Genomic DNA, 1393 nt, shown 5'->3' on the forward strand with positions numbered 1-1393 from the left:
TAATTTAGGTATAACCATTACTATAAATGAATCAACGGATGATGAAGTTATTGATATAATTGTACCTTCGGATTGGATTTAATAATTAATTAATAAGATAATAAGATGAAACTATTTAATATATTCTCTTTAGGTGTATTAATGGCTTGCGCCTTTTCATCATGTGAGATGAAAAAAGAATTGACATCAGATTTGGAAGAATCATTTGAAATGGGTGCTTTGGAACTTGATGTAACAGTAAAACAGCCAGTGTCAAACAGTAGGGCAGAATCTAATGTTCCAACAAATGATTTTCCTGTAGTTATTCAAGGTACAAGTGAAGGTATTGAAGATGTAAAGAAAGAATATAATACTGTAGATGGAGTACCGGAAACAATTCAGGTACCTGTAGGTAATTATAATGTATCTTCTCATACTCCAGGTGAGCTTCAGAAGAAAATGGATGCTCCATATTATGCAGGAAATACTGATATTACTGTTACAAAGGATATTGAAACCGTAGCCAATGTTGTATGTAAAATGGCTAACAGTCGTATTCAGGTTAATTATGGTGATGAGTTTAAGACTTCATTCAAGTCGTGGACTATAACAGTAGATGACGGGTCGGAAACAGCATTAACTTTTACAAATGAGGATGAAAATCCGGCACCTGTTTATTGGTTGTTTGGTGAAAATGTTAAATCTATTACTGTAAATATTACAGCTACTACCACAAGTGGAAGTACAGTAAAAGACAGACGAGTATTTACTAAGAGCGATGCTTCAGAAAATTATGAAGATGTAGGTGATGCATTTACAGGTGGTGATGCCATAGAAATTAATATGGGTGTTACTGAGTCAACAACTGGAAATGTAACAGGAATAACTATTAATGCAAATATTACTTTCGAGAATCATGAAGATACAGTTGATATTCCTATAGGACCAACTCCACCAGGAGGTAAAGTTACATTAAATTTACCTGATGATGTTACATATTCTAAAGGTGCCGGTGATGCTCCTGCAAGTGCTGACGCATATATTGCTTCAGAGGCTGGATTGGATAAAATTATAGTTACTATTGTAGCCGGAAATGATGCGTTTCAGGCTATATTGGTAGAACTGACAATGGACGGTCAAAGTTTCTTGTCAGAAAATGGTGGAGTTGATCTTATTGATAATAGTGATTTCGGAAATATTGTTGCTACAGTCGGTTCACAGGCTCCAACAGACGGGTGTAAAGAATATACTTTCCCTATAGGCGCATTTTTTACATTCTTGGATATGACAGGTGCAACTGACCCAGGTAAATCACATGAGTTTCATATTACTGTAACAGATAAAAATGGCAACGAAGCTACAGGAGTATTTAAGGTTACAATAAACGAAAAATAATAAACGGATAATTATGAAT

The 1393-nt window shown here is 34.7% G+C and carries 1 protein-coding gene; it reads left to right on the forward strand.

Translation table 11 applies throughout. From position 1 onward, the window contains the following. The first annotated feature begins 105 nt into the window (after window positions 1-105). Window positions 106-1374 (forward strand): DUF4493 domain-containing protein, encoded by a 1269-nt coding sequence (locus I6E24_RS16255; RefSeq protein ID WP_235329733.1) that lies wholly within the window; start codon window positions 106-108, stop codon window positions 1372-1374. Window positions 1375-1393: the final 19 nt, after the last annotated feature.

Source organism: Bacteroides caecigallinarum, from assembly GCF_021530995.1.
Classification (GTDB): domain Bacteria; phylum Bacteroidota; class Bacteroidia; order Bacteroidales; family Bacteroidaceae; genus Phocaeicola; species Phocaeicola faecigallinarum.

Coding starts and splice junctions, on each gene's coding strand:
- I6E24_RS16255 (WP_235329733.1), top strand. CDS start 106: ATGAAACTATTTAATATATTCTCTTTAGGTGTATTAATGGCTTGCGCC.